The sequence below is a fragment of the Catenulispora sp. EB89 genome (genome assembly GCF_041261445.1).
Lineage (GTDB): Bacteria > Actinomycetota > Actinomycetes > Streptomycetales > Catenulisporaceae > Catenulispora.
Window position 1 is genome coordinate 631611 of the sequence record NZ_JBGCCU010000002.1, and the last position, 20517, is coordinate 652127.

Here is a 20517-nt window from a genome sequence, read left to right on the forward strand (position 1 = left end):
GTATCAGTCCTCTCCAGGCAACGAGTACCCGAACTTGGCCGAGACTCCGCCGTCAACGACGATCGTTTGCCCAGTGATATACGACGACAAGCCTGTGCACAAGAACAAGATGACTTCCGCGATGTCCGCCGGAAACGCAGATCGGCGCAGCGGAGCGTTGCGCGCACCCCGTTCCTTCTCGGCCTCGGAAAGGTATCCGGCCACCCTCGGCGTCATGACCAGGCCCGGGGCCACGGCGTTCACCCGCAACCCCTTGGGCCCCAGCTCGACGGCGGCCGTTCGCACCAGCGACATCAGCGCCGCCTTGTACGCGCCGTAGGCGCCGTGTGAGGGCGCGGACTGCATGCCGGAAACGGAGGCGACGACGGTGAGGACGCCGCCGCCGGAGGCGATCATGCGCGGCGTGCCGAAGCGGATCGCGTTCACCGCGTGCTGGAGCACGATGCCGTGGTGCCACGCCCAGCTGTCGTGGTCGGTCTCCAGCAGCCCGGCGTACTTCGCCATGCCGATGATGTCCACGATGCCGTCGATGCGGCCCAGGGCCGTCTCCGCGTCCTGATACAGCCGCTCGGAGGAGTCCTGCTCGATGGCGTCGCCGGCCCAGGGGACGCCGCCGACCTCCTTGGCGATGTCGTCGGCCAGGCCGGCGTCCAGATCGACGCAGAACACCCGGGCGCCGACCGCGGCCAGCGCGTGGGCGGCCTGCCGGCCGATGCCCTGCCCGGCACCGAGGACGACGAAGTTCTTGCCGTCCAGGCTCAGCAGTGACCGGTAGTCGGGGACTTCGCTGTCATCGGTGCGGGTCATGGGGAGTCAGCCCTCTCGCCGGCGCGTCAGGAGGCCGGGGCCGGGGCCGGCGCGGGGGCCGGCTTGATGGTGGCGTCGACGCCCTCCTTGGCCAGCGCCGGCAGCACCTCCTTGCCGAGCAGCTCGATGGTCTTCATGACCGACTCGTGCGGCAGGTATCCGAACTGCACGTAGCAGATCAGCTGGTCCACGCCCAGCTCGGCGTACTTGAGCATCTTGGTGTAGCACTGCTCGGGGTCGCCGACGACGATCATGTCGTGGTCGCTGAAGGACTTGGGGTCGAAGTTCCCGTCGGCCTGCTGCATCAGGTACGGGAACACCTTGTCCCGCTCCTCCTGGGACAGGTGCGGCAGCTCCCACTCGGCGGTGAACTCGGCGATGTTCTTGTACCACCACCAGACCGAGTCCCAGATCCCCGATTCCTCGCACTTGGCCATCGTCTCCTCGCAGTGCACGAGGGTGTAGGCGGCGACCCGGTTGGTGGTGACGCGGGTGATCGGCTTGGGCGCGGCGGCCGCGGCCCGGTAGAGCCGGATGTGCTCGGCCATCTTGTGGATCGGCTGCAGGATCGAGAAGGACAGCAGCCCCAGGCCCTTCTCGCCGGCCACCGCCGAGGACCCCTCGGAGGTCGCGGCCATCCAGCACGGCGGGTGCGGGTCCTGCACCGGCTTGGGCGTCACCATGCGGCGCGGGAAGTCCAGGTACTTGCCGTGGAACTCGAAGTACTCGTCCTCCCACATCCCGACGACGGCCTGGATGGCCTCCTCCCACTGCGCGCGGGAGGCGTCGCGGTCCACGCCGAACGCGGTCTGCTCCATCGGCGTGGAGCGGCCGGTGCCCCACTCGACGCGGCCGCCGGACAGGATGTCGGCGGTGGCGACCTTCTCGGCCACGCGCATCGGCGGGGTGAAGGCGTGCGGCATCAGGGCCACGCCGAAGCCCAGCCGGATCTGCTCCGTGCACTGCGACAGCGCGCCGATGATCACCTCGGGCGCCGGGGAGTGCGAGCGGCCCTCGCGGAAGTGGTGCTCGACGTGCCAGGTGGTGTGGAAGCCGAGCTTGTCGCCGAGCTTGATCTGCTCGATCGCCTCACGGTACGCGCGCTGCTCGGCCTCGCGCTGGCCGTAGGGGTGGGGCTTGGCCCAGGGCTTGGGCACGTCGATCTCGTAGAGCAGGTCGAGCTTCATCCTCACGCCTCCACGTTCGGCAGCGTTTGCCGGAACAAACGCACGGTCCGCTGGTCCGAACGGACCGTATGCCGAATCTGATGGACCGTCAATAGTCATCTGCGGCCCTGTTCAGGACAGGTATGCGCAGGTCAGGGCGGGGAGAGGAAGGACGCGACGGTGTTTGCGACGGCGAACGGGTCGCCGCTGGGCCCGGTCGGGTACGCGCCCGCGCCGCGCGCCCAGGCGTCGTCGAGCGCGAACCAGTCGATCTCCGTCTTCTGCTTCGCGGCGCCGGCCTCGGTGTCGGTGTCGGTGTCGGCCTCGGTGCCGTTGTCGGCCCCGGTGAGCATCAGCTCCAAGGCCGCGAACTGCTTGCGCCAGCGCGGCAGGTAGACGTCCGCGACCAGGCCGGACAGTTCGCGGGCGCCGTAGTTGCGCAGCTGGGCGGCCGGACCGCGGTCGCCCCAGGTGGTTATCAGGGAGCGGGCCTCGTAGCCGCCGGCGCCGAGCCAGGTGCCGAGCAGGAAGCGCTTGTCGGTGGCCAGCAGGGAGTCCAGGAGCGTCATCGCTTTCAGCCAGCGGGCGGTGAGGGTGTGCCAGGCGGCCGGGTCGCGGTCGTCGTACGCCGCCTTGATCTTCGGCAGCAGCACGCGGGCGTGGTTGGACAGCGCCTGCCGGGTGAAGTCGATGACGTCGTAGCGGTAGGCGTCGACAGTGCGCAGCGACGGATCTGCTTGCAGGAGCGCCAGGACGGCCTGCTCGAAGGCCGCGGCGTCGTAGCGCAGGTCCGGGCCGCCGGGCGCCGCCGAGACCGCGGACAGGTCCGGCCAGGCGCTGAAAAGGCTGTCCTGGGCCTGGCTGTAGGCGCCGGGCGGGAGCGAGTAGGCGGTCTGTGCGAAAGCCTGCCAGGCCTTCGTCGCGGCGGCGTCGACCTTGCCGTAGCGGCGGCCGGCGTACTGGCCGAACCACTCGGTGAGGTCGAAGGCGTCGGGCCGCCAGGCGAGTTCGGCGAAGAGCTCGAAGGCCGCCGGATCGTGGCCGGAGGCCTCGGGCATCCAGGCGATGCCGGACAGCGCCGATCCCTGTGCCGCCAAGGCTTTCGCGAAGCGGTGGGTCCAGGTCGCGGCGTTGGCGCCGAGCAGCGAGCGGCCGCCGAAGTTGGTGATGGCGCCGAAGGCGTAGGCGGTGCCGCCCCAGTCGTCCTCGCGGTCGAAGGCCGGGTACTTGTCGGAGCAGCCGTCGACGATCAGGACCTTGCCGCGCGCGCAGACGGCGGAGCCGCAGGCGCGCAGGGCGTCGAGGACGTCGCGCCGCGGGTTGCCCTCCCAGCCGAGCATGACCCACGTCGCGCCGGGGCGGGCGGTCTGGAGCGCGGTCATCACCGCCACCGCGGCGTCGCCCATGGGGACGCCGGCGCTGCTGCCGCCTTCGTGCAGGAGGTCCATCTTGTAGGCGGTGGTCGCACCGTAGAGGTCGGCCTGGTGGCGGTAGAAGGACTCGGCGATCCGGGCGAAGTGCGGGTCGCGGGGGTCGAGCCAGTCAGGGCGCTGATAGCCGTCCCAGATGCCCTGTGGGAGGACGCGGGGTGGAGCTCCTGCTCCGGGGTCGCGCTCGGCGAAGCCCGGCGGGACCTGGCCGAGGTAGCCGGGCAGCACGGGCGTCATCCCGAGCTCGCGCAGGCGGGCGACGACCCGCTGGATCACCGCGACCCCGGCCTGGCGGACCCCGGGGGCCTCGGGGGCGTCGACGGCCTGCAGGTTGCCGAGCAGCCACCACGGCTGGTGGGAGGCGGCCGGGATCCAGGCGTCGATGTCGGCGGGGGTGTATCCGAACTCTGTGAAGACCCGGCGGTAGACCTCGTCCTGGCCGGCGGCGACGAGGACTTCGGTGAAGCCGTGGAGGGCCAGGACGTCGAGGGTGCGCTCCCACTCGGGCCAGGTGCGGTAGGCGCCGGCGTAGCCGTTTTCGGTGTCGTTCAGGGCGAAGCGGTGAGCGACGGCGGCGGTGCCGGAGAGCTCGCCGTGCGGGGTCGGGAGGAGTGGGGCGAGCTGCGAAAGGCTGTCGCCGGGCAGGGAGATGGTGACGTTGGCGATGTATTTGAGGTAGTGGGCGGTTCCGGCCAAGAGGGCGGAGGTGGTGGTGCCCTCGATGGTGACCGCGGTGGGCGCGGAGGCTTCGGGTGCGGGGCCGGAGAGCGCGGCGGACAGGGCCGAAGCGCGGATGCGGTAGCGGTCTGCGGTGTCAGCGGCGCTGGCAGCGTTGGCAGTTTTGGCAGTGTTGCCGCCGCTGCCGGCACCGGCGGCCGGGGACACGGCGTGCAGCTCGATCTGGCCCGCGAGGCCGGCGGGCAGCAACCGCTCGAGGACCCCGCGCGCCGGCGCCGTGTCGAAAGCCTGCACCGGAGCGTCGCCCGCGACGTGAGTGAGAGAACCGTCCACCGCACCAGTATCCGGACGCGTCCCGTGCGCCACCGACCGCGACCCGACGGCCTCACCGATCCCGACGGCCGCGAGCGCCCCCGCCGCGATGCCGTAGCCCATGACCTGACGACGTCCGACCATCTCCCGGCCCCATGTCTCCCGTGAGCCCCGTCGCCGGGACGCTGGCGCAACGCGCTGTCATAGACAGAAGGATCGGGAGGGCGGATCGCGTTGCCATCGAGATGGTTTTGAGACCTAAGTCGGGGCGGACAAAGGCCGCGGGCCCGCCGCGCCGAAGCGCAGCGGGCCCGCGGGGGTAGATCAGATCAGGAAGCGTCCCACACCAGCGCGGTCACCTCGCCGGGGGCGTTCGCCTCCCACGTCGGGTACAGGGTCGTGGCCGTGCCCTGGTGCAGCACGCCGGACTTGTCCTTCACCGTGAACACCACGTCCTCGCCGTACTCACTGACCTGGCGGCTCAGGATCTTGATGGTGGTCTTGTCCACCGTACGGTTCAGGGTCACGGCGTTGCCGAACGCTATGGCCGAGGGCTGGTCCATGCCGACCGAGTTGATCTGGAAGACCGTGGTGCCGTCCTTGTCGCGGGTGCTCCAGCCCGGGTCGTTCGAGGTCAGGGGGCGGTAGCGGGTGGCGTGGACCCAGTCCCAGGACCCGTCGGGGAGGCCGTGGCCGTTGGCGACGTCGGTGGCCTGGTTGAAGGCCCAGAACAGGGTGGTCTCGGCCGGCGGTTTGGCCAGCGGGGTCATCGCGTACTGCGTACCGCCCTGCGCCGCCAGGTACGAGGGCGACGGCGGGGCCGCCGGGGTGCTGGGCCAGGAGCCGGGGATCGAGACCGCGGCGACCACGACCACCGCCACGGCGCTGAACAGCACCTGCGGCTTCCAACGGTCGATGCGCGGCTGGTCCAGGCCGAGGAAGCGGCCGGCGGCGGTGTTCGCCAGGCCGAGGCCCAGCGCGCCACGGCGGGGCGCACGGCGGCGGGGCAGCGGCGGGACCGGCTCCTCGGCCGACTCCTCGTCGGCTTCCGACGCCGCTACGGCAGCCTTCGCCGGAACCGGGGCCGGGGCCGGCAGGAACTGGCCGAGCATCAGCTGCACCAGCGATCCGGCCCCGACGGCCGCCGCCGGGAACATGATCATCTCGTAGCGCATCAGGGTCGAGAAGCCGACGCTCGCGGTGATCACGTAGGTCGAGGCCGCGGCTCCCAGGAAGACCGCGGAGGCGTCGGACTTGAAGCGCACCACCATGCCGATGCCGGCCGCGACCAGCAGGGCGAACAGGATGTGCTCCTGGTGCCACATGTAGGTGACGGCTTCCTGCGTCACGAGCTTCAGGTTGTGGACGAACAGCCTGAGGAACCCGAACGTGGTGGTCGTGCCGTGGCTCACGGTGCCGGACGGGCTCGACTTGGTGAAGGCGAGCACGAACAGTTCCTGGCCGACCGTCACCACGCTGGTCACCACCAGCGAGCTCAGCCACCGGTTGCGCCACTGCCGGGTCCGGATCAGCTCCCACAGCCAGCCCGCGCCGGCCATCGCCGGGGCCAGCACGCCGACCTGCCGGTCCAGCGCGATGAACAATGTCGCCGAGCCCAACCACGCCAGATGGGCCTTGCCGATCGTGCGGTCGATGGGCAGCAGCGCCACGATCACCGCGGCCAGTCCCATGCCCAGGGTGTCGGTGCCGGCCCAGGCGAAGCCAAAGATCGGGCCCACCGTGCTGAACGCGCCGACCACGATCACCGCGACGGCCGGCCCGTACAGGCGCTGCACGACGGCCGCGGTGGCCCACAGGAACAGGATGTCGCCGAGCACCGGGATCGCCATCGAGCCGCCGGACAGGCCCCACAGCCACACGAACGGGATCGACAGCACCGGGTAGAGCACCCGGGAGCGGACCAGCTGCCAGGTCGGGTCGTTGTCGGCGAAGAAGTACGGCGCGACGTGCCAGGAGGAGACCGAGCGGTCCTGCTTGACCGAACCGAGCCAGCTGTGGCCCATGTCCTTGGCCATCATCGTCAGGTAGTAGCGGCTGTCCGGCGGGTGGTTCCAGCCCTGGCGGCTGACCAGCTGCATCGCCATCGACAGGATGAACACCGGCAGCACGAGGAGCAGGACTCCGGCTGAGACCCCGAATACCTGGCGGGTCAGGATCCAGGTACCCAGCCCCTGGAACCGGTCGAGGCCGGGGCTGCGACGCCGACGCGGCTCCGCCTCCTGCTTCTGCGCGACGACGGTGTCCGCACTCATCCCAGAAAACTCCTGACGGTCACGGGCGGTTCTTCAGGCGCGAGCGCCACCGCCCCATTCACAGTGATGCGCGGATACCTCGCCTTGGTTGCAAGGCATGGTATCCGCGCAACGTGAGCCCCGGGTACGACCCCGGAATTCTCAGCTGATCACGCTTCGATGCGCTCCCCGGAGGACGCGGAGAACAGGTGCGTCTCGCTGCCACGCGGCTTGACGTAAAGGGTATCGCCCTTCATGGGCACCGCACGGGCGTCCACCCGAACGATCAGGTCCACGTCCTTGTCGCCGACGTGCGCCGCGCAGTACGCGAACGCGTCCGCGCCGAGCTCCTCGACCAGGTGCACGGTGATGGCGATGGCGCCGTCGGCGTCGCCGACGAAGTCGAACGACTCCGGACGCACACCCACGGTCAGCGTCTTCGCGCCGCCGCCGGTGGCCACACCCAGCGCGTCGCGCGAGACCGGGACGGTCAGACCGTCGAACTTCACGCCGCCCTCGACGATCGGGACCTCGACGAGGTTCATCGCCGGGGAGCCGATGAAGCCGGCCACGAAGACGTTCGCAGGCTTCTCATACATCGCCCGCGGGGTGTCGCACTGCTGCAGCAGGCCGTCCTTCAGCACCGCCACGCGGTCGCCCATGGTCATGGCCTCGACCTGGTCGTGGGTGACGTAGACGGTGGTGATGCCCAGGCGGCGCTGGAGCGAGGCGATCTGCGTACGGGTCTGCACACGCAGCTTGGCGTCCAGGTTGGACAGCGGCTCGTCCATGAGGAACACCTTGGGCTCACGCACGATCGCGCGACCCATGGCGACACGCTGGCGCTGGCCACCGGACAGGGCCTTGGGCTTGCGGCCCAGGTACTCGGTGAGCTCCAGCAGCTTCGCGGCCTCCTCCACCCGCTTGGCGATGGTGGCCTTGTCGACCTTCGCGATCTTCAGCGCGAAGCCCATGTTCTCCGCGACGGTCATGTGCGGGTACAGAGCGTAGTTCTGGAACACCATCGCGATGTCCCGGTCCTTCGGCGGAAGATGCGTGACGTCGCGGTCACCGATGAAGATGCCCCCGGAGGACACTTCCTCCAGACCGGCGAGCATGCGCAGCGAGGTGGACTTGCCACAGCCGGAAGGACCGACGAGGACGAGGAACTCACCGTCCGCGATGTCCAGGTTCAGCTTGTCGACCGCGGGGCGCTCGGCACCCGGGTAGACGCAGGACGCGTCCTGGTAGACGACACCAGCCATTGTTGTACTCCCTTTCAACCGGCAGGAACGTGCCGGACGATCCGAGTTGGAAAGGCGGCCGGGGCGGATCCGCTCGGCCGTAGATGCGACCGTACCCCGGCGGGGCGGGATTGTCACCGGTGGGGCCCGGTTTCCGGCGATACGACCCGGGCCGCGGAGCCGGTTCGGCAGCCCGCACAACCGTTTCAGCCCGGTTGTCGTCTAACAGACAGGGACCCGCCCGACGGTTCCCGGGCAGCATCGCACGATCATACGAAGCAATACACGCCGTCTGTACGATGTAGCGATCGCCTGACCATGGAAAGCTGGCGCCGCGCGTTCGCCGTCGTGTCCGTGGTCCCCTTTCGCAGGAGAGTCCCGAATGAGCGTTGAAGTCGAACGCCCGCCTGCCCCGGCGCGCAGCGCCGCCGCAGACGGCGTGCTCCGGCTCCTCCGACAGGCCGCCTCCGACCCGGACGCGAGACCCACCGTGGTCCACCGGGTCTTGCTGGTCCTGGCCGCCTTCTCCATGTTCTCCACGCTGATGGGGGTCTTCGGGCCGACCGTCCGGTGGCCGGCCGTGGGGCTGCTCCTCGCCGTGTCGATGTGCGCGCTGGTCGCGGTGGCCGTCATGGGCTTCACCGCACAGACCATGCGCTGGTTCGGACGCGCGGAGCTCGTGTTGGCGGTACTGGCGGTGATCGGGCTGTCACTGTGGATGCTGTCGATGATCATCTCCTTCTCCGGTTACCGCAGTGACGAAGAAATATTCGTCCAGTACTCGGCGGACTTGCTCAGGCACGGACACAACCCGTACGCCGCGGACCTGACGCCGGCCTACGCGCAGTACCCCTCGCCGTTCCCGACCAAGCTCCTGGACGGCAGCATCACGCACCACCTGGACTACCCGGCGCTGCCCACGCTGCTGACCGCGGCGCTGACCATGATGTTCGGGACCTTCCACACCGTCGGCCTGCTGTGCACGCTGGCCCTGGCGCTCACCGTCTTCGTGATGTACTTCCTGCTGCCGCGCGGCATGCGCTCGCTGGCCGCGCTGCTCGTCGGCGGGGTGCCGGTGCTGGCCCAGGGCGCCCTCGGCGGCCTGTTGTTCGCCCTGGTGGTACCGACGCTGGCCTTCGCGGCGTACCGCTGGAAGCACACCGGCGAGGGCGGCCGGCTGTCCCGGCTGGACCTGGCCAAGGCCGTCGCGGTCGGCGCCGCGATCTCCACCACGCAGGTCGCGTGGTTCCCGATCCCGTTCCTGTTCCTCGGGATCTTCCTGGCCCGCCGGTCCGAGCTCGGGCGGCGCGGCGCGGCGATCGTCGCCGCGAAGTACATCGGCGTGGCGGCCGCCACGTTCCTGGCGATCAACGCGTTCTTCATCGTCTGGGGCCCCGGGGCCTGGCTGCGCGGCGCGTTCGCCCCGCTCACCCAGCACGCCGTGCCCGAGGGCGAGGGCCTGATCAACCTGGTGCAGTCGCTGTCCACCGGTTCGGGCAACCTGAGCCTGTACACCTACGCCGGCGCCCTGGTGATGCTGGCGCTGCTGGTGGCCTACTGGCGGCACTTCGACCGCCTGGCCTCGGCGTGCTTCGCGCTGCCGATGATCGGGCTGCTGTTCCCGACCCGCTCGTACTGGACGTACTTCATCGCCTACGCCGCGGCCTGGATCATCGGCCTGCTGAGCAACGACCCCGAGCCGGAGGCCGACCCCGCGGCCGAGGAGGCCGAGGCGCCCAAGCCGGTGCCGCTCACCGCGCGAATACCGTGGCTGAGCCGGTACGCGGCGATCACCGTCGCGGCGTTCCTGCCGGCGACCGTCGTGTTCGCCGCCGCGGTGGCCGAGCCGGCGCCGATGACCCTGAAGATTGACAGCTACCTGACCTCCGCGCAGCTCAACTCGGTGCAGACGGTCACGATCACCGCGACCAACCACTCCGACCACGCACTCGCCCCGCACTTCATGGCGGTCCACGGCAACGGCATGGTCAGCGCGAGCTGGAACGTCATCTCCGGGCCGAAGACCGTGGCGGCGCACTCCTGGGCGCAGTACGTGGTGACCGCGCCGAGCGTCACCGCGATGCCGCTGATCACCGACTCCCTGAAGCTGCAGGCGGTCACCGACTCCCCCGCGACGGTCAGCTACTCCAAGGCCCTCTCGGCGCAGCCCTACGCCACCATCCTGGTCAGCGACTCGCCGGTGACGCCGCTGCTGCCGCCGGGCGGCTCCCTGGTCCTGACCGCGCGCATAGAGTCCCAGTTCGGCGCCGAGCTGCACCGGTCCGGGGTCCGCATCTGCCTGGACCAGACCAAGTTCACCAACGCCAGCACGGCTTTCGACACCGCCTCGGTCACCCCCTCCCCGGCCGGCGACACCCCCGGCTGCGGCTTCACCGACAGCCAGGGCCAGGTCCGGTTCACGGTGGTCAGCCACGGCACCGACAGCCGCCAGCTGTACTTCCAGAGCTACGGCATGCAGGGCAGCCTCGGCCGGTTCGGGTATTCGACCTTCTTGTCGGCGGCCTGGCGGTGACCGGCGAGGCACGGACTCCGACCGGACGGACCACCATCCACACCACTGTCCACACCGCCGTCGGCGGCGGGGCGTCCGCGGAGACGGCCCGATGAGCGCCCCCGCCGACCTCCCGACCGCGCCGACGGACTCGGATCCGGACCGTCCGTCCGCCCCCGGGGGCGGACGGACGGTGCGCCCGGCTCACGTGCTGGCCGTCGCCGTCGCCGCCTCCTGGCTGGTACCGGTCGCGACCCACCTGCTGCACGCGGACATCGTGCTGCCGGTGCTCATCGTGCTGGCGACCGCGGCCCAACTGACCATCGGCTCCACGGTGCTGGACCGGCTGATCCCGGCCGTGGGTCTGGTGTCCGGCGTCGCCATCGCCGGCGGCCTGCTGTTCTCCGTGTGGCCTTGGGGACTCGATCCGGTGCCGGTCGCAGGACTGTGGCTGACGCTGCTGTCCACCACCGCCTACCTGATCCACGCCCGCACCGGCCGGCGGCCCGCGCTGCCCCGCCGGATGACCGGCTCGGATCTGCCGCTGCTGGCCGCCGCCGGATACGCGGGCTGGGTGGCCTTGGCGCCGAGCCTGCGCGGCACCCCGACCCAGGGACTGGCCTACACGACGCTGACCGGCGACCGGATGCGGCAGTTCGGCCTGTTCGACACCATCCACCGCGTCGGCGGATACCCGTTCCTGCACTGGCACGCGGCGGCGCCGGTGGTGGACCCGAAGATCGGCCGGATCTACCCGTCCGGCATGCACTACCTGTACGCGCTGCTCGACATCTTCGTCACCTCCCGCACCGACCCGGGGAACCCGGTGGCGGAGCTGGACCGCTACCGCTACTACGTCGCGCTCGGCTTCGCGTTCCTGGTGCTGTGCATCGCCTGGGGAGCCCGCCGGGTGCTCGGCGCTGGCACCGCCGGCTGGCAGCGCGCGCTGGTGGTCTCGGCCGTCGGCGCCTGGGCCGCGACCGGCGTGCTGACCACCATGCTGTGGTGCACCTGGGACGCCGAGGTGCTCGCGCTGGCCTTCCTGGCGCTGGCCGGGGCGATCGCGGTCCGGCCGATCGGGCGCCCCGCCGAACAGCTGGTGCTGGTCGGCGCGCTGGTGGCGGCCACCGGCTACACCTACAGCCTGTACGTGCCCTTCGCCTGGGCGCTGGCCGCGGTGTTCGGGTTCGTGAACCGCCGGCGGCTGCGCCCGCACCTGCGGCTGGTACTGGTCGTCGGGTCTATCAGTCTCCTGATATCGGTGCTCAGCTACCTGCTGGAGCTGCGGTACGACACCGTCAGCACCTCCGACGCGCTGCTGACGCCGGGCTTCGCGATCGCCGTCCCGCACTCCACGCTGCTGATCCTGGCGCTGCTGTGTGTCGTCGGCACGCTGTCCGCGGCAGGCCGCCGCCGGCCGACGACCGCGACGCTGGCGCTGCTGATCGGCACCGCGGCCGTCATCGTCACCGCGTTCGGCCTCTACCAGAAGGCCGAGATCGGCTTCACGACCTACTACTTCCACAAGGCGATGCACCCGGCCCTGGTGTTCGGCCTGATGGGCGCGGGCACCGCGGTCACCGCGCTCAAGCCGGGACGGCTGAGCCGGGACGCGGGGCCCTGGCGGCACCGCGCGGCCGGCACCGCCGGGGCGCTGGCCGGCGTGATCGCGGTCGGCGCGGCCCTGCCCGGACCGCTGCAGTTCCGCTACCAGGACATGTATCCGGGGCCGGACACCACCTGGGCCCGGGTCTGGACCGACGGCAAGCAGATCTTCGGTGTTCATGGCGCGGCCCTGGCCTACCTGGCGGACCGGCACCTGCTGGGCGACGGCCGGCCGACGGTCGCGCTGTGGGATCCGGCCGGGACCGAGAACCGCGACCTGACGCTGATCATGGCCTCGCTCAACCACGACTCCGGCACCATGGGGCCGATCGTCTACGGACTCACCGACATCGACGGGCTCGTGAAGATCGCGCCGCCGTCGACGCCGGACGGGCCGCTGGCCCCGGCCGCCGACCAGGCCCTGGGCTCGGTCACGAAGCTGCTCCGGACCTCGCGGGTCCCGCTGCGCGTGATCACGCCGGACCCGGTGGCTGCGGCGCGTCTGCGCGCCTTCGCCGCCGACCACCCGACGCTCAAGCTCACGGTGCTGTTCCTGCCCGACCTGCCCGGCGAACGCTCGCCGGCGTGAGGCGATCCGAATAACCGCCGCGAGTGGCCGCTCCGAGGATTCCCGACGGACACCACTTCGTCGCGCACCACTTCGTCGCGCTCGGCCTTCCGGCTCGGACCCGTCACCCGGGTCCGAGCCGGAACCAGTCCAGAACCGATTCGGAGGCGGTCGTCAGAGCCGCGGTCAGGGCCGCGGCTCGCGCCCGTCGCCGGCCTCCCGCGTTATGACAGCCCTCTGATGATATCGATCCGCATCCGCATGTCGGGGTTCTGCGCCGACCACTCGGTGAGGAGCCGGGCCAGGTAGTTGTCGCCGACCACGACCCGGAAGCCGGGGTCGTGGGCGCGAAGCCAGAGTTCGAGCCGCTGCAGCGCGTACTTGGCCGCGTCCGACAGGTCCTGCCCCTTCGCCGGCGGCTGGAGGGACACCAGGTTGTCCGATCCGTCCATCCCCAGGAATCCCATCGTCCCCAGATCATGGTTGAGGATGGAGAGGAACATCGTGGCGTGCATGTTGTCCGCGGCGCTGTCCGTATACAGCAGTGCCGTCGCCTGGCCGTCTCCGAATTGGTAGTGCTGCCCGTACATGGCCAGGGCATGGGCGTACGGCGCCGTGATGGATCCGCCGGCCCACAGCGCGGCCCAGCTCACGTCCTGGATCGGGCGCGGTCCCTGCGACCATTCCGGGCCCTTGGTGAGCGGGAAGCCGCTCGACACGGTGACGCCGAGAACGAAGGCCGCCACGGACGCCGGGATCTCGGTCGTCAGCCAGTGCCGTCGCCGGCTCACGCCGAGGCGGGACGCTCCCGCCGGTGCGGCAAGCGCGCTTTTCAGGAACAGCCCGACCGCGCCGAAAGCCACCAGCGACATCGTCCAGGTGCCTTCGACCATCTTCTCGTAGTAGTACCGGGTCATCCCCGTCGCCTGGTACCCGACGTACCCCTCGTAGGTGGAGATCGCGGTGCTGATCAAGATCACCGGAGCCACCACCCGCCACCTCGGCAGCCGGCGTCCGGCCCGCGTGGCCAGCGGTGCGACGGCCACGACTCCGAAGAACAGCGACAGCGCACGGGAGAATCGCAGCGTCGTGCCGCCCTGCGTGAACAGGCCCTGCGTGCCGTACGAGTGGATCTGGGCCATGACATACGGAACGGCCGCGATGGGGATCGCGACGACCGCGGTGACCAGGGCGAAGCGCCAGTAGCGCAGCAGTCGCTTCCGATAGACGACAGCGGCACAGACCACGATGACGCCTATGAAGATGAAATAGAGGCTGTAGGAATAGACCACGCCCACGATGAGGGCCGCCGCCAGCAGGATCTGTTCCCGGACCCGCGCCGGCGGCTGGACCACCAGGGCGAACAGCATGGCGAGGAAGGCAAGGCCGATGACTTCGCCGTCGTAGCCCTGCCAGAACAGCGCCGACATCTGGCCCAGCACCGCCATGCCGCCGACCACGGAACAGACCAGCGCCCGCCGCCAACCCGTCAGCGCGGGGCCGGCCACCCACCGGGCGGACCAGATGACCGCCATCGCGAGGAGGCCGACGCCGAGCGCCTCGTACTGGTAGTAGCGGACGAACTCGTCAACGGAGTCGCCCGGGTTGGACGAGGAGGTCCGGAACACATCGAGAATCACGTAAAGGAAGTGCGCGCCTGAAGGATAGGCGTACTCGTTCGGCGTGGTGACGTAGTGGCGCGCCGCCGCGGGGTGCGTGAACGCGTAGCCGCCGATCCGGTGGATGGCGTCGTACAGCGCGTAGTGGTTGAAGAAGTCCTGGCGTGCCGACGTGTACGGCAGCATGTTGCTGAAGCTCTGCCCCTGAACCGGCTTGCGGATCAGCACCCAGGACACCACGGGCGCCGCCAGGATGAGCAGGTCGGTCCCGAGGACCCGGCGCGGCAGCTGGGGCCGCCGGCGCAGCACCAGGCCCACGACCACCAACACGGTCAGACCGAACCAGCCGATGGCCATCGGACTCAGATGCCACGGCCAGACCGAGAAGAGCAGACCGGAGCCGATCACCGCACCGCCGAGCAGACCCGCGGCGATCATGAGCCGGTCGAGCAGGACGGTGCCGACCCGGAGCAGGCTCGCGGTGCCGAGCAGGAGCAGCGGCGGCAGCAGCCAGTCCGCGTCCACCAGCTGGAGGGCGGCGGGGATCAACCAGGCCGCTGCCAGCAGGCCTACCGCGAGCGCGGGGAACCGCGGGAAACGGCCACCCGGTCCATCGCCGCGGCGCACAGGCGCGTCAGCCTGTTCGGTCAACGCCACCATGGTGAGTGCCTTTCATCGAATCGGTCCTTGATCATGAGGGCGATCGCTCGCCGGGGAGGTTCAGAAGACCCGCGGGTATCGCGGCCGCGAGGAGGAGACACGACGCGATGATGATCTGGGTCGCACAAGCCGGCCGCCCCCGCTGCGGAGTGTCGACCGGCCTGACTCGGCCACCGCTGGTCACGCCACGGTCCGTATCTGTGACAGCGGGGTCGATACCGGGATCGTCACGGACGGCCCGTCGACGGGCTCCTCAGTCCGCGCGTCACCGTAAGAGCCCATCCACCCCACCTCAGCTCTCGGACCCGCCCCCCTGTTCGAGCCGAAATGCTACTAGAGGTCAGCGGCGATGCAGTTGTACTTGCCAGAGCCCACTTCTCATCGTTACCGGGTTGACGGCTCAGCACCATGTCACCAGGTCGGGGCCGGGGCGTACCATGGCGATGGCCGTCTTACCGGCGCTGAGACCGTAAGCCGGCTCGACGCCGACGGACGCCGGGCGGCGCCCGACCGTCCCCCGCCGGGGCTCACTCCTCCGGTTGCGGGCTGGTCACGGCATGGCGCCCAACCGGCCCGGCATCCGGACCGATGTCATATTGTGGGCCGACTGACTTCTCGACCCAACGCCACCGCAACAGGGGATTCCATGCCCGAAACCGCACAAAACGACTTCGTTCACGACGTCGTGGTCATCGGCGGGGGCGGGCACGTCGGCCTGCCGCTGGCGATCGCGCTCGCCGACCGCGGGGCCTCGGTGGTGGTCTACGACGTCAGCGCGGAGGCCGTGGACGCGGTCAACGCCGCGCGGCTGCCGTTCGACGAGCCCGGGGCCGCGCCGGTCATCGAGCGCGTGGTGGCCGCCGGACGGCTGTCGGCCTCGACGGATCCGGCGGTGGTGGCCGGCTGCGAGCACGTGGTCGTGGTCATCGGCACGCCGGTGGACGAGCACCTGAACCCGGACCAGACCGCGATCCCGCGGGCGCTGGAGACCTGCGCGCCGTTCTTGCGCGACGGGCAGATACTCGTCCTGCGCTCGACGGTGTACCCCGGGGTCACCGAGCTCGTGGAGCGGATGATCGCGCGGCTCGGCGTGGACGTGGACGTCGCCTTCTGCCCCGAGCGCATCGCCGAGGGCAAGGCCATGACCGAGCTGTTCGAGCTGCCGCAGATCGTCTCCGGCCGCACGGAGCGGGCGCAGCAGCGGGCGGAGGCACTGTTCCGCCGGCTCACCGAGAAGATCGTGCACCTGAGCCCGGAAGAGGCCGAGCTGGCCAAGCTGTTCACCAACACCTGGCGCTACATCAAGTTCGCCGCGGTGAACCAGTTCTACATGATGGCCAACGACCGCGGCCTGGACTTCGAGCGCATCCGGCAGGGCCTGTCGCAGGACTACCCGCGCGCCGCGGACATGCCCGGCGCCGGCTTCGCCGCCGGGCCGTGCCTGTTCAAGGACGCCATGCAGCTCGCGGCGTTCCACAACAACAACTTCACGCTCGGCTACGCGGCGATGACCACGAACGAGGGTCTGCCGCTGTACGTGGTGGACCGGCTGGACTCGCAGTACGACCTCAAGAACATGACGGTCGGGATCCTCGGCATGGCCTTCAAGGGCGGCTCGGACGACACCCGCTCCTCGCTGTCCTACAAGCTCAAGCGGATCCTGAAGTTCAAGGCCGCCGAGGTGCTGTGCACCGACCCGCTCGTCACCAGCGACGCCTCGCTGGTCGGCCTGGACGAGGTGCTGGAGAAGGCCGATCTGCTCATCGTCGGCGCGCCGCATCCGGAGTACCGGGGGTTGAAGGCGACGGTGCCGGTGGCGGACATCTGGAACGTCCTGGGTGACGGGGTGCGGGTATGAGCACGCCGACCGGTGCGGACAAGCCGACCGACCCGACCCGGCCGAAGGTCTCGGTCATCATCCCGGCCTACAACGAGGGCGAGGGCGTGGTCCCGGTCCTGGACCGGCTCTTCGAGTCCGTCCAGCTGCCGTGCGAGGTGCTGGTCGTGGTGGACACCGCCGAGGACACCACCATGCCGGTGATAGAGAAGTACTCGGTGACCGAGCCCAGGCTCAAGCCGTTGCTCAACACGTACGGCCGCGGCCCGGCCAACGCCATCCGGTTCGGCATCGACCACGCGCTGAGCCCGGCCGTGGTGGTCACCATGGCCGACGGCTGCGACGACCCGCGGCAGATCGACGACCTGGCCCGGCTGGTGGAGCGCGGCGTGGCGGTGGCCGCGGCCTCCCGCTACATGGCCGGCGGCCAGCAGGTCGGCGGCCCGCTTCTCAAGGGCCTGATGTCGCAGACGGCCGGCCGCTCGCTGGCCTGGTTCGCCCGGGTCGGCACGCGCGACGCGACCAACTCCTTCAAGGCCTACTCCACCGACTTCGTCCGGGAGGTCGGCATCGACTCCCGCGACGGCTTCGAGATCGGGATCGAGCTGGCCGCCAAGGCCCGCCGGCTGCGCCGCCCGGTCGCCGAGATCCCGACCATCTGGCTGGACCGCACCCAGGGCGACTCCCACTTCCATCTGCGCAAGTGGCTGCCGAAGTACCTGCGCTGGTACCGGTTCGCCTTCGGGCCGCCGCTGAGCCTCGAACAGCTCCGTTCCAGGACCAAGAGCTGACACAGCCCAAGACCTGACACAGACCAAGAGCTAATACAGACCAAGAGCTGATACAGCAGACCAAGAGCTGACACAGCCCAAGACCTGAACCGCCGGGCCCAGGCCTGAACCGGCAGAAGCAGAAAGCGAAACCATGTCTGAGAAAGTCCTCGTCTCCGGCTCCGCCGGCTTCATCGGCGGCTACGTCGTCGAGGAGCTGCTCTCGCGCGGCTACAAGGTCGTCGGGATCGACAACTACTCCAAGTACGGCAAGATCACCAAGTCCTACGACGGGCACCCGGACTACGAGTTCCACGAGGGCGACGTCCGCGACACCGACCTGATGGTCAAGCTGCTCTCGGACTGCGACCAGTTCATCGCCGGCGCGGCGCTGATCGGCGGCATCTCGTACTTCCACACCTACGCGTACGACCTGCTGGCCACCAACGAGCGCATCATGGCCTCGTCCTGCGACGCCGCGATCAAGGCGCACGACGGCGGCAAGGGCCGGCTGAAGAAGGTCACCTACATGTCGTCCTCGATGGTCTTCGAGTCGGCGCAGGAGTGGCCGTCGGTCGAGGGCTCTGAGCGCCGCGTGCCGCCGCCGCTGTCCTCGTACGGCTTCCAGAAGCTGGCCGTGGAGTACTTCGCGCGCGCCTCCTGGGACCAGTACAAGCTGCCCTACACGATCGTCCGGCCGTTCAACTGCGTCGGCATCGGCGAGTCCCGCGCACTGGGCGACGAGGAGATCCTGTCCGGCAACGTGAAGCTGGCGATGAGCCACGTGGTGCCGGACCTGGTGCAGAAGATCGTCAAGGGCCAGGACCCGCTGCACATCCTGGGCACCGGCGAGCAGGTGCGCCACTACACCTACGGCGGCGACCTGGCGCGCGGCATCGTGACCGCGATGTCGCACCCGGACGCGCTGAACGACGACTTCAACCTGTCCACCCCGGCCGGGCACTCGGTGACGCAGCTGGCCGAGGCGATCTGGACCAAGATCAAGGGCCCCGGCGTCCCGCTGACCCTGGTCTCGGACGACCCGTTCGAGTACGACGTGCAGCGCCGCGTGCCCTCGACGGAGAAGGCGAAGGACATCCTCGGCTTCGAGGCGACCACCTCGCTGGAGGAGATGCTCGACGAGGTGATCCCGTGGATCGTGGCCGCAGTCGAGAACGGCACGATCTGACGGCCGCGATGTGACGTCGGCGCCGGGCCGGTGGTGCGCACCCGTTGCGCACCACCGATCCCGAAGCGTCACGGACCGGTGGCGATCGGTCACCGCAGTACGGTGATTGGTGCACGACCAATACAGACCGTGGGATGATCCTCCACGCCAACCCGGTAAGGTCTGGTCTCGCGCACTCCTGCCCCTCGACGACCGTGCGCCGCCCCACCACAAGATCCAGCTCGCTAAAGCGATCAGCGCAGGCCACGAAGAGGTTCCCTTGTCCACTACGAGCCAGGAGGCCGGCGGCCGGGCGACCGGGCAGGCCTTGCCGCCCGCCGTGCCACGACGAATATCGGCCGTGATCTCCCGCCGGTTCCTGGAACCGGTGGCGGTGGCCTTCACGTCGGCCACTTTGCTGTTCCTCCGTCTGATGTTCCCGACGCCGGTCGGCGTGGCGGACAACTACGACGGCAGCCGTCTGCTGTGCCATCTGAGCCTGTACAGCACAGGCAGCTCCTCCGAGATGCGCATGTGGGTCAACTTCACCTACGTGATAAAGCAGCGGTCGCTCTGGAACTGTTCGAAGACCCCTTACGGCGGCGCGATCACGAACATCGACCTGCCGCAGCCGGCGTACAACTCCAGCCAGCTCATCCTGATGAACATCGGGCGGTACCTGACCCAGCTGCTCGGGCTGAAGAACTCGGTCGGCTACACCGCTCTGGACCTGCGGGTCCTGGGCGCCGTGGCGTGCGTGTTCATCGGCGCCGCGCTGGGGCTGTTGTTCGCGGTGCTGCGCTCCCGCCGCCGGTTCCGCTACCTGCTGATCGCGGCGCTGCTGGTGGTCATCGCGGACGCCAGCTTCATCGACTTCGCCGCCTCGCCGCTGAGTGAGATCTCGGCGGTCATCGGGTTGCTGTTCGTGCTGCCGGCCCTGGTGCTGCTGTTCCGCGGCGGCCGGGCCCGATGGGCCGGGGCGATCCTGGCCCTGGGCGCCGGGATGTTCCTGATCACCTCCAAGGCCCAGATGATCGTCCTGGTGGTGCCGATGGTGGTGCTGCTGGTGGCGTTCCCGCTGCCGGTACGGCGGCTCACCGGCCGGATCGGGTCGCGGGTGATCCCGGTCGGGCTGGCCCTGGTGCTGGCCGGGTCCTCGGTGGCGCTCACGCCCAAGCAGGACCCCCATTTCACCTTGCAAACCAAGGCCGACTTCGTCTTCAACGAGCTGCTGTACGTGAGCCCGAACCCGAAGGCCGACATGAAGGCCCTGGGTATCCCGGACTACTACAGCACCCAGGTCGGGCACACCGCGTGGTGCCCGCCGTACCAGCTCAGCGTGCAGGACACCGGCGTCTTCTCGCCCAGCGCCGGCGGCGACAAGTACGTGGCCCGGGCCAAGGCCGCGGACCCCGGTCTGGACAAGGCGCTGAACACCGGCAACTGGGTCAAGTTCCTGCTGCTGCACCCCGACCGCGCGGTCCGGGTCGCCAACGACGCCGCGAACTCGTTCTTCTACACGCGGCCGACCTACACCGGCAGCTGCTGGATAAAGCACTCCAAGCAGGCCATCCCGCTGGGTAACTACGACACCAATCACAGCGCGAACGCGGTGGACAAGCGCTGGACGCCGGTCACCAGCACCCTGCGGCTGTTCAGCCACGCCGGGCTGATCCCGCTGCTGCTGCTGTGGCTGCTGCCGGCCGCGGTGGCCGTCCGGCTCCTGACCCGGCGCCGGAACCGCGCCTCCGGGGAGCGCAAGACCTTCGCTTGGATGACGCTGTTCCTGTTCTCCGTGGGCCTGCTGCAATTCGGTGTCGCCGCCTACGGCGACGGCATCGACACCTCGAAGCACATGAACCTCGCGATCTTCGCCTCCGTGCTCGCCG

At 69.8% G+C, this 20517-nt stretch carries 11 protein-coding genes; 5 read left to right on the forward strand and 6 right to left on the reverse strand.

The annotated features are described in order from the left end of the window. Positions 1–3 precede the first annotated feature (3 nt). From ABH920_RS06365 to ABH920_RS06385, 5 genes are all read right to left on the reverse strand, one after another. On the reverse strand, positions 4–807 hold the full coding sequence (locus ABH920_RS06365; protein WP_370347761.1) for an SDR family NAD(P)-dependent oxidoreductase: 804 nt from the start codon (positions 805–807) through the stop codon (positions 4–6). A gap of 26 nt (positions 808–833) precedes the next feature. After that, positions 834–1994, reverse strand: a complete 1161-nt coding sequence (locus ABH920_RS06370) for an LLM class flavin-dependent oxidoreductase (RefSeq protein ID WP_370348014.1) — start codon at positions 1992–1994, stop codon at positions 834–836. A 131-nt stretch (positions 1995–2125) separates the two neighbouring features. After that, positions 2126–4537, reverse strand: a complete 2412-nt coding sequence (locus ABH920_RS06375; RefSeq protein WP_370347763.1) for an alpha-N-acetylglucosaminidase TIM-barrel domain-containing protein — start codon at positions 4535–4537, stop codon at positions 2126–2128. Between the two features lie 185 nt (positions 4538–4722). Next, positions 4723–6666: a hypothetical protein gene (locus tag ABH920_RS06380; protein WP_370347765.1), complete on the reverse strand. Its 1944-nt coding sequence runs from the start codon at positions 6664–6666 to the stop codon at positions 4723–4725. A gap of 149 nt (positions 6667–6815) precedes the next feature. Next, on the reverse strand, positions 6816–7910 hold the full coding sequence (locus tag ABH920_RS06385) for an ABC transporter ATP-binding protein (protein WP_370347767.1): 1095 nt from the start codon (positions 7908–7910) through the stop codon (positions 6816–6818). A gap of 361 nt (positions 7911–8271) precedes the next feature. On the opposite strand from ABH920_RS06385, the gene ABH920_RS06390 reads away from it, so the two are divergent. Both ABH920_RS06390 and ABH920_RS06395 read left to right on the forward strand, forming a co-directional pair. After that, positions 8272–10422, forward strand: a complete 2151-nt coding sequence (locus ABH920_RS06390) for a hypothetical protein (protein WP_370347769.1) — start codon at positions 8272–8274, stop codon at positions 10420–10422. Positions 10423–10513: 91 nt separating this feature from the next. After that, the gene (locus ABH920_RS06395) at positions 10514–12595 is read left to right on the forward strand and encodes a hypothetical protein (protein ID WP_370347771.1); all 2082 of its coding nucleotides are present in this window, start codon (positions 10514–10516) and stop codon (positions 12593–12595) included. A gap of 203 nt (positions 12596–12798) precedes the next feature. Here the strand turns inward: ABH920_RS06395 and ABH920_RS06400 are convergent, their stop codons facing one another. Next, entirely contained in the window at positions 12799–14844 is a 2046-nt protein-coding gene (locus tag ABH920_RS06400) for a hypothetical protein (protein WP_370347773.1), read from the reverse strand. Positions 14845–15499: 655 nt separating this feature from the next. Between ABH920_RS06400 and ABH920_RS06405 the strand changes: the two genes are divergently transcribed. The 3 genes from ABH920_RS06405 to ABH920_RS06415 all read left to right on the forward strand — a co-directional run bounded on the left by ABH920_RS06405 (position 15500) and on the right by ABH920_RS06415 (position 18649). After that, the gene (locus ABH920_RS06405) at positions 15500–16711 is read left to right on the forward strand and encodes a nucleotide sugar dehydrogenase (protein WP_370347775.1); all 1212 of its coding nucleotides are present in this window, start codon (positions 15500–15502) and stop codon (positions 16709–16711) included. After that, positions 16708–17481, forward strand: a complete 774-nt coding sequence (locus ABH920_RS06410; RefSeq protein WP_370347777.1) for a glycosyltransferase family 2 protein — start codon at positions 16708–16710, stop codon at positions 17479–17481. The genes ABH920_RS06405 and ABH920_RS06410 overlap by 4 nt, the downstream gene beginning before the upstream one ends. 133 nt (positions 17482–17614) lie before the next feature. Then, entirely contained in the window at positions 17615–18649 is a 1035-nt protein-coding gene (locus ABH920_RS06415) for an NAD-dependent epimerase/dehydratase family protein (protein WP_370347779.1), read from the forward strand. Positions 18650–20517 lie beyond the last annotated feature (1868 nt).

What these genes read in the sequence shown, in the direction of transcription:
- ABH920_RS06365 (WP_370347761.1), bottom strand. Translation starts at nt 807, where the DNA reads ATGACCCGCACCGATGACAGCGAAGTCCCCGACTACCGGTCACTGCTG.
- ABH920_RS06370 (WP_370348014.1), bottom strand. Translation starts at nt 1,994, where the DNA reads ATGAAGCTCGACCTGCTCTACGAGATCGACGTGCCCAAGCCCTGGGCC.
- ABH920_RS06375 (WP_370347763.1), bottom strand. Translation starts at nt 4,537, where the DNA reads ATGGTCGGACGTCGTCAGGTCATGGGCTACGGCATCGCGGCGGGGGCG.
- ABH920_RS06380 (WP_370347765.1), bottom strand. Translation starts at nt 6,666, where the DNA reads ATGAGTGCGGACACCGTCGTCGCGCAGAAGCAGGAGGCGGAGCCGCGT.
- ABH920_RS06385 (WP_370347767.1), bottom strand. Translation starts at nt 7,910, where the DNA reads ATGGCTGGTGTCGTCTACCAGGACGCGTCCTGCGTCTACCCGGGTGCC.
- ABH920_RS06390 (WP_370347769.1), top strand. Translation starts at nt 8,272, where the DNA reads ATGAGCGTTGAAGTCGAACGCCCGCCTGCCCCGGCGCGCAGCGCCGCC.
- ABH920_RS06395 (WP_370347771.1), top strand. Translation starts at nt 10,514, where the DNA reads ATGAGCGCCCCCGCCGACCTCCCGACCGCGCCGACGGACTCGGATCCG.
- ABH920_RS06405 (WP_370347775.1), top strand. Translation starts at nt 15,500, where the DNA reads ATGCCCGAAACCGCACAAAACGACTTCGTTCACGACGTCGTGGTCATC.
- ABH920_RS06410 (WP_370347777.1), top strand. Translation starts at nt 16,708, where the DNA reads ATGAGCACGCCGACCGGTGCGGACAAGCCGACCGACCCGACCCGGCCG.
- ABH920_RS06415 (WP_370347779.1), top strand. Translation starts at nt 17,615, where the DNA reads ATGTCTGAGAAAGTCCTCGTCTCCGGCTCCGCCGGCTTCATCGGCGGC.